General features: G+C 59.5%; 7 protein-coding genes. 6 read left to right on the plus strand and 1 reads right to left on the minus strand.

Going from position 1 to position 6,717, the window contains the following annotated elements; translation table 11 throughout:
* Positions 1–20: 20 nt before the first annotated feature.
* The 6 genes from IE091_RS10580 (at position 21) to IE091_RS10605 (ending at position 5,997) form a co-directional block, all read left to right on the plus strand.
* On the plus strand, positions 21–1,031 hold the full coding sequence (locus IE091_RS10580) for an amino acid ABC transporter substrate-binding protein (protein ID WP_189463619.1): 1,011 nt from the start codon (positions 21–23) through the stop codon (positions 1,029–1,031).
* A 224-nt stretch (positions 1,032–1,255) separates the two neighbouring features.
* Positions 1,256–2,281, plus strand: a complete 1,026-nt coding sequence (locus IE091_RS10585) for an amino acid ABC transporter substrate-binding protein (protein ID WP_039178684.1) — start codon at positions 1,256–1,258, stop codon at positions 2,279–2,281.
* A gap of 98 nt (positions 2,282–2,379) precedes the next feature.
* Positions 2,380–3,570 carry an amino acid ABC transporter permease gene (locus IE091_RS10590; protein WP_189463620.1) on the plus strand — a complete coding sequence of 397 codons (1,191 nt, stop codon included), beginning with the start codon at positions 2,380–2,382 and terminating at the stop codon, positions 3,568–3,570.
* Between the two features lie 21 nt (positions 3,571–3,591).
* Entirely contained in the window at positions 3,592–4,692 is a 1,101-nt protein-coding gene (locus IE091_RS10595; RefSeq protein ID WP_039178688.1) for an amino acid ABC transporter permease, read from the plus strand.
* Between the two features lie 86 nt (positions 4,693–4,778).
* On the plus strand, positions 4,779–5,507 hold the full coding sequence (locus IE091_RS10600; RefSeq protein WP_039179251.1) for an amino acid ABC transporter ATP-binding protein: 729 nt from the start codon (positions 4,779–4,781) through the stop codon (positions 5,505–5,507).
* A gap of 97 nt (positions 5,508–5,604) precedes the next feature.
* Complete coding sequence (locus tag IE091_RS10605) at positions 5,605–5,997, plus strand: RidA family protein (protein WP_039178691.1); 393 nt, start codon at positions 5,605–5,607, stop codon at positions 5,995–5,997.
* Here the strand turns inward: IE091_RS10605 and IE091_RS10610 are convergent.
* Complete coding sequence (locus IE091_RS10610; protein ID WP_039178694.1) at positions 5,994–6,587, minus strand: histidine phosphatase family protein; 594 nt, start codon at positions 6,585–6,587, stop codon at positions 5,994–5,996. The two genes, IE091_RS10605 and IE091_RS10610, sit on opposite strands and share 4 nt — an antisense overlap.
* Positions 6,588–6,717 lie beyond the last annotated feature (130 nt).

Below are 6,717 nucleotides of genomic sequence, written 5' to 3' on the forward strand. Positions count from 1 at the left end.
TCGACGTCAAGGAATAACACATGAAGAGTGTTCGTTGGTTGGGAGTAGGGGCCAGCCTGTTGGCACCGGCCATCGCCATGGCCAGCACGCTGGACACCGTCCAGAATCGCGATAGCCTGCGTTGCGGCGTGAATGCCGCCCAGCCCGGTTTCTCGTCACTGGATGACGACGACCAGTACCGGGGCCTGGATACCGACATCTGCCGTGCCATTGCCGCCGCCGCGCTAGGCGATGCCAACAAGGTGGACTTCGTGCCGCTGGACTCCGTGGAGCGCTTCACGGCCCTTCAGTCCGGTGAAGTGGATGTCCTGTCGCGCACCACCACCTGGACCTCCAGCCGCGATACCACGCTGGGCATGCACTTTACCGGCGTCAGCTATTACGACGGCCAGGCCTTCATGGTCGCCAGCGACCTGAACGTACAGAGTGCCAAGGAGCTGGACGGCGCCGCGGTATGCACCCAATCGGGCACCACCAGCGAACTGAACCTGTCCGACTACTTCAGAATCCACGGCATGACCTACGACGCCGTGGTCTTCGACTCTCCCGAGCAGTCGATTGCCGGGTTCGAAGCAGGCCGCTGCGACGTGCTGAGCTCCGATGCCTCACAGCTCTATGCCCAGCGGATGCAGCTGGCCGACCCCGACATGGCCGTGGTGCTGCCCGAGATCATCTCCAAGGAGCCGCTGGGCCCGGCCGTGCGCCAGGGCGACGACCAGTGGTTCAATATCGTCAAATGGACGCTGTTTGCCATGCTCAATGCCGAAGAGCTGGAAGTCACCCAGGCGAACGTGGACGAGCAGCTCGACAGCGACAACCCTGACGTACAGCGCCTGCTGGGCCAGGATGGCGATTTCGGCAGCCCCATGGGCATCAGCGCCGACTGGGCCTACCAGGTCGTCAAGCAGGTAGGTAATTATGCCGACGTCTATGACCGCAATGTCGGCTCAGGGTCGGACTTCAACATTGCCAGAGGCCTCAACGGGCTCTGGAAAGACGGCGGTATTCAGTACGCCCCGCCGATTCGCTGACCGACGAGCCTGCGGCCACCTGCCCACACCAACGGCTACGCACCAAAACGGAGCATCGCGTAGCCGCTGGAGCACTTTTTTGCACCAATACTTTCGTTAAATTCGCTGATTTTACGTTGAAAACCGCTGAATTTGCCGACATATCTTTTTTGGCACCTTCCTTGCTAGCTTTTAGGCATGCATCGACATGCATAACATCATTAAATCGAGGAAGGGGAACACACATGGTTAACAAGAAACACCTGGTACTGCTTGCCTCTGCGGGTGCAATTACGCTGGCCGGTATCGCTACCGCGCAAGCGAACACATTAGAAGAAACGCGCTCTCGCGGTGCCGTACAGTGTGGCGTTAGTGATGGCTTGCCAGGTTTTTCCGCGCCGGACGATAGCGGCGAGTGGCAAGGTCTTGATGTTGACGTATGTCGTGCCGTGGCTGCCGCCGTATTGGGCGATGCGGACGCCGTTAACTACATTTCCCTGAACGCCGTCGAGCGCTTTACCGCGCTGCAGTCTGGCGAAGTCGATATCCTGTCACGTAACACCACCTGGACCACCACCCGTGACACCACGCTGGGCCTGAACTTCACCGGCGTGAACTTCTACGACGGCCAGGGCTTCATGGTCTCTACCGACCTGGGCATCTCCAACGCCTCCGAGCTGGATGGCGCTGCGATCTGTATCCAGTCCGGCACCACCACCGAGCTGAACCTGGCGGACTACTTCCGCGCCAACGGCATGGAATTCGATCCCATCGTTTTCGATACGTCCGAGCAAACCGTGGGTGGCTTCCAGGCGGGACGCTGTGACGTTCTGACCTCTGACACCTCTCAGCTGGCCGCACTGCGTATTCAGCTGGACGACCCGTCTGCTGCCATGATCCTGCCCGACGTCATCTCCAAGGAGCCGCTGGGCCCCGTGGTACGTCAGGGTGACGACCTGTGGTTCAACATCGTCAAGTGGTCTCTGTTCGCCATGATCAACGGTGAAGAGTACGGCGTGACCAGCGAAAACGCCGAAGAAATGCGCGGCTCCGACAACCCGGACGTGGCTCGCCTGCTGGGTCAGGACGGCAACTACGGTGAAGGCATGGGTCTGGATGCCGAGTGGGCCTACAACATCCTGAGCCAGGTAGGTAACTACGCAGAAAGCTTCGAACGTAACGTCGGCATGGATTCACCGCTGGAAATCGAACGGGGCGTCAACGCTCTGTGGAACCAGGGTGGCTTCCAGTACGCACCGCCGATTCGCTAAGCGTCTCGCTTGACCCCGGCCCGCCGGCCCTTGCCATCAACACTCAAGGGTATCGGCGGGCCATTTGATTGACCTTCCGTGTAGCGGAGACGCCATCCATGTCCGTAAGACCTAACGCTCGCCCCGTTGGCCAAAAGCCTCCGTTCTGGCGAGACCGCGCAAAGCGTGCGCTGATCTTTCAGTTTTTACTCATTGCTGCCGTTATTGCGTTCCTGTTCTATATCGTCGGTAATGTTCAAGACAACCTATCCTCTCGCGGGATCACTACCGGGTTCGGTTTTCTTAACAACACCGCAGGCTTCGGGATCGTTCAAAGTCTGATCGACTACTCCTCCCAAAGCACCTATGGCCGCACTTTCTTCGTGGGCCTGCTGAATACCCTGTTGGTGGGCGCACTGGGGGTCATTGCCGCCACCATCATCGGTTTCATCGTCGGGATTGCCCGTTTGTCGCCCAACTGGCTGATCGCACGACTGGCCACGGCGTATATCGAAACCTTCCGTAACATCCCGCTGCTACTGCAGATTTTCTTCTGGTACTTTGCCGTATTGCGTACGCTGCCCAGCGCCCGTGACAGCCTGGCATTCGGTGAGGTCATCTTTCTCAACGTGCGCGGCCTGTATCTTCCCGAGCCGTTATTCGAGTCCGGGTTCGGGCTGATTCCAGCCACCTTCATTGCGGCGATCATCGCCAGCATTGCGCTGGTGATCTGGAACAAGCGCCGTCAGGAGGCCACGGGGAAGCGCCTGCCAGCCTACTGGATCTCCTTCGCGATGATTTTCGGCCTGCCCCTGCTGGTGATGTTTGCCACCGGCGTGCCGATCACCTGGGATGTCCCCGAGCTGCGCGGTTTCAACTTCCGCGGCGGTGTCACCGTCATTCCAGAGTTCCTGGCGCTGTGGTTCGCGCTTTCGATTTATACGGCTGCGTTCATTGCCGAAATCGTGCGCTCCGGCATTCAGGCCATTTCCCATGGCCAAACCGAGGCCGCACAAGCGCTGAGCCTGCCGCGTAACCTGGTGCTGCGTCTGGTGGTCATTCCGCAGGCACTGCGGGTCATCATTCCCCCGCTCACCAGCCAGTACCTCAACCTGATCAAGAACTCGTCGCTGGCCACCGCCATTGGCTATCCGGACCTCGTTTCGGTCTTTGCGGGCACCACGCTGAACCAGACAGGCCAAGCCATCGAGGTCATTGCCATGACCATGGCGGTTTATCTGACCATCAGTCTGCTGGTCTCCATGTTCATGAACTGGTTCAACGCCCGTGTGGCGCTGGTTGAACGCTAGGCCGTTGGCGAGGACATTCCCATGATTCACAACCGAACGATGATCGAGCCAAAGCCGGCGCCCAGCAGTTCCGTGGGCCCTGTGGCATGGCTACGCAGTAACCTGTTCAACGGCCCGATCAACACGATCTTTACTCTGATCGGCCTGTATATTCTCTACCTGCTCGTGGTTCCCACGGTGCAATGGGCGTTCATCAACGCCGACTGGGTAGGCACCTCCCGCGAAGACTGCTCCCGGGAAGGCGCCTGCTGGGTGTTCATCAACGCACGCTTCACCCAGTTCATCTACGGCCTGTACCCGCGCTCGGAAATCTGGCGTGCCAATATCGTCTTTGCCGGGTTCTTCACCCTGATTGCCTGGCTGGCGATTCCACGCCTGCCCTTCAAGCGCTGGGTGGCCGTATTTGCGCTGGTCGGCTTCCCCGTGATCGCCTACGTGCTGCTGCACGGCGGCTATTTCGACCTGCCGCGTGTGCCGACCCATCGCTGGGGCGGCCTGATGCTGACCCTGCTGCTGGCTACCGTGGGCATGGTAGGTGCGCTGCCGATCGGTATCGTGCTGGCCCTGGGGCGGCGTTCGAACATGCCCATCGTCAAGAGCTTCTGCGTCATCTTTATCGAGTTCTGGCGTGGCGTGCCGCTGATCACGGTGCTGTTCATGGCCTCGGTGATGCTGCCGCTGTTCATGCCTACCGGGGTCAGCGTGGACCGTCTGGTACGCGCCCTGATCGGCCTGACGCTGTTCCAGAGCGCCTACATGGCCGAAGTCATTCGCGGTGGTTTGCAGGCCATTCCCAAAGGCCAGGAAGAAGCCGCCGCCGCCCTCGGCATGACCTACTGGAAGCGCATGGGTCTGATCGTACTGCCCCAGGCTCTGAAAATGATGATTCCTGGTATCGTAAACACGTTCATTTCGTTGTTCAAAGACACTACCCTAGTCATGATCATCGGGCTATTCGATCTGCTGGGGATCGTGCAAGCGGCACTGGCCGACTCGCGCTGGCTGGGCTTCTCGCTGGAAGGCTATGTCTTTGCGGCCTTCATGTTCTGGATCTTCTGTTTCAGCATGTCGCGCTACAGCCAGTATCTGGAACGCAGGCTACACACCGGCCACAGGCGTTAACGCCGCTTTTATCAACGATTTTTTAGCAGGATAGTGACATGACACAAGCAGCTTCCCATAACCCTGGCACCGGTACTTCGGATCTGATGGTCGAAATGCGCGGCGTCAACAAGTGGTACGGCGATTTTCACGTGCTGCGCGACATCTATCTGGAAGTGAAGCGCGGCGAACGGATCGTCATTTGCGGGCCGTCCGGCTCGGGCAAGTCCACCATGATTCGCTGCATCAACCATCTGGAAGAGCATCAAAAGGGCGAGATCGTGGTTGGCGGCGTGCCGCTGACCCAGGACGTGAAGCGTATCGAGCAGATTCGTCGCAGCGTTGGCATGGTGTTCCAGCACTTCAACCTGTTCCCTCACCTCACCGTGCTGGAGAACTGCTGTATCGCCCCCATGTGGGTACAGAAAAAGCCGCGCAAAGAGGCCGAAGAGCAGGCCATGCGCTACCTGCAGCGGGTACGCATCGCCGAACAGGCCAAGAAATATCCCGGCCAGCTTTCCGGTGGTCAACAGCAGCGGGTCGCCATTGCCCGCTCGCTGTGCATGCACCCGGACGTCATGCTGTTCGATGAGCCGACCTCGGCCCTTGACCCGGAAATGATCAAGGAAGTACTGGACGTCATGATCGAACTGGCCGAAGAGGGCATGACCATGCTCTGCGTGACCCATGAAATGGGCTTCGCCAAGACCGTGGCCGACCGCGTGATCTTCATGGACCAGGGCCAGATCATCGAAGAAAACGCTCCAGAGCCGTTCTTCAACAACCCGCAGTCCGAGCGCACCCAGCTCTTCCTGAGCCAGATTCTGGGGCATTGATTCGACTGCCAGCGCGTCATAATGCGTAACGTGGGCCTCAGCTGAGGCCCATTTTCATGGCCCTTCTGAATACCCCACATCACACCAGAGAGTCATCATGGAAAAACTGTTCATCGACCGCGCCCCACAGCCCATTGCGCCGTTCTCTCACGCCTGCCGCGTGGGCGACCTGGTGTTCATCACCGGCCAGATGCCGACCGTGCCGGAAACCAACGAAATGCTGCTGGGCACCTTTACCGAACAAACCCATCGAGTCATGCAGAACCTGGCCATCGTCCTGGAAGAGGTGGGCAGCAGCTTCGAGTACGTGGTGCAGTCACGGGTTTTCATTACCAACATGGGCCACTTCGATGAAGTGAACCAGGTCTACGCCAGCTACTTCGAGAAACCGCTCCCCACCCGTACCTGCATCGGCGTCACCGGCCTGGCAGGCGGTGCCGACGTGGAAGTCGACATGATTGCCTGGATCCCCCCCAAGGAAGGCGCTTAACCGCCTACCAGCGTGATGCTGGCCGGGGCCAGCGCGAGCTGCTCACGGTGCTGGGTCAATGGCTTGCCTGCCAGCGCCGTGAGCAGGATCTGCAGCGGGTCGCCATGGCTCACCACCAGCACCGTTTCCCCTTGCCAGCGCTGCTCCAGTGCTTCCAGCGTTGCGCACATGCGCGCTGCCACGCTGGTGAGCGGCTCTACCTGCCACTGCCGATGCGCGGCACTCTGGGCATCCTGCGCCCATACCTCGGGGTAATGGCTATCTGCCTGGCCTTCCAGCTCGCCAAAATGGCGCTCTCGCAAGCGCTCGTCGATGGCCATGCCCAACCCGAAGGCGCTGGCCACTCGGGCGGCGGTTCGAGTCGTGCGTAAAAAGTCCGAATGCACCACCTGGGTGGGCACCGGCCAACGCCAGTCCACCAGCGCATCGTCCAACTGCCGTTCGCCTTCGGGCGACAATCCATAGGCGTCTATTCCACGCTCGGGGGTGCTGATGATTCGCCCCTGCGCGTTGGCCTGGCTGTGGCCATGGCGCATCAGCAGATAACGGTTGCGCCAATGGTAGGAGGGGGTCAGGAAAGTGTTTGACATATCTTTGTAACAAACCCTAGATTGAGAGTAACTATTCAGGTGGTTGCGGATAGCCTGTCGACAACCACCTGATTTTTCTGGCATAGTGCACAGCATCATTCGGCACACCTATGCGGCGATATGACCATCA

This window comes from Vreelandella hamiltonii, from assembly GCF_014651775.1.
GTDB classification, from domain to species: domain Bacteria; phylum Pseudomonadota; class Gammaproteobacteria; order Pseudomonadales; family Halomonadaceae; genus Vreelandella; species Vreelandella hamiltonii.

Excerpts from the sequence above, each read along its gene's own strand:
- IE091_RS10580 (WP_189463619.1), top strand. The coding sequence starts at position 21 with ATGAAGAGTGTTCGTTGGTTGGGAGTAGGGGCCAGCCTGTTGGCACCG.
- IE091_RS10585 (WP_039178684.1), top strand. The coding sequence starts at position 1,256 with ATGGTTAACAAGAAACACCTGGTACTGCTTGCCTCTGCGGGTGCAATT.
- IE091_RS10590 (WP_189463620.1), top strand. The coding sequence starts at position 2,380 with ATGTCCGTAAGACCTAACGCTCGCCCCGTTGGCCAAAAGCCTCCGTTC.
- IE091_RS10595 (WP_039178688.1), top strand. The coding sequence starts at position 3,592 with ATGATTCACAACCGAACGATGATCGAGCCAAAGCCGGCGCCCAGCAGT.
- IE091_RS10600 (WP_039179251.1), top strand. The coding sequence starts at position 4,779 with ATGGTCGAAATGCGCGGCGTCAACAAGTGGTACGGCGATTTTCACGTG.
- IE091_RS10605 (WP_039178691.1), top strand. The coding sequence starts at position 5,605 with ATGGAAAAACTGTTCATCGACCGCGCCCCACAGCCCATTGCGCCGTTC.
- IE091_RS10610 (WP_039178694.1), bottom strand. The coding sequence starts at position 6,587 with ATGTCAAACACTTTCCTGACCCCCTCCTACCATTGGCGCAACCGTTAT.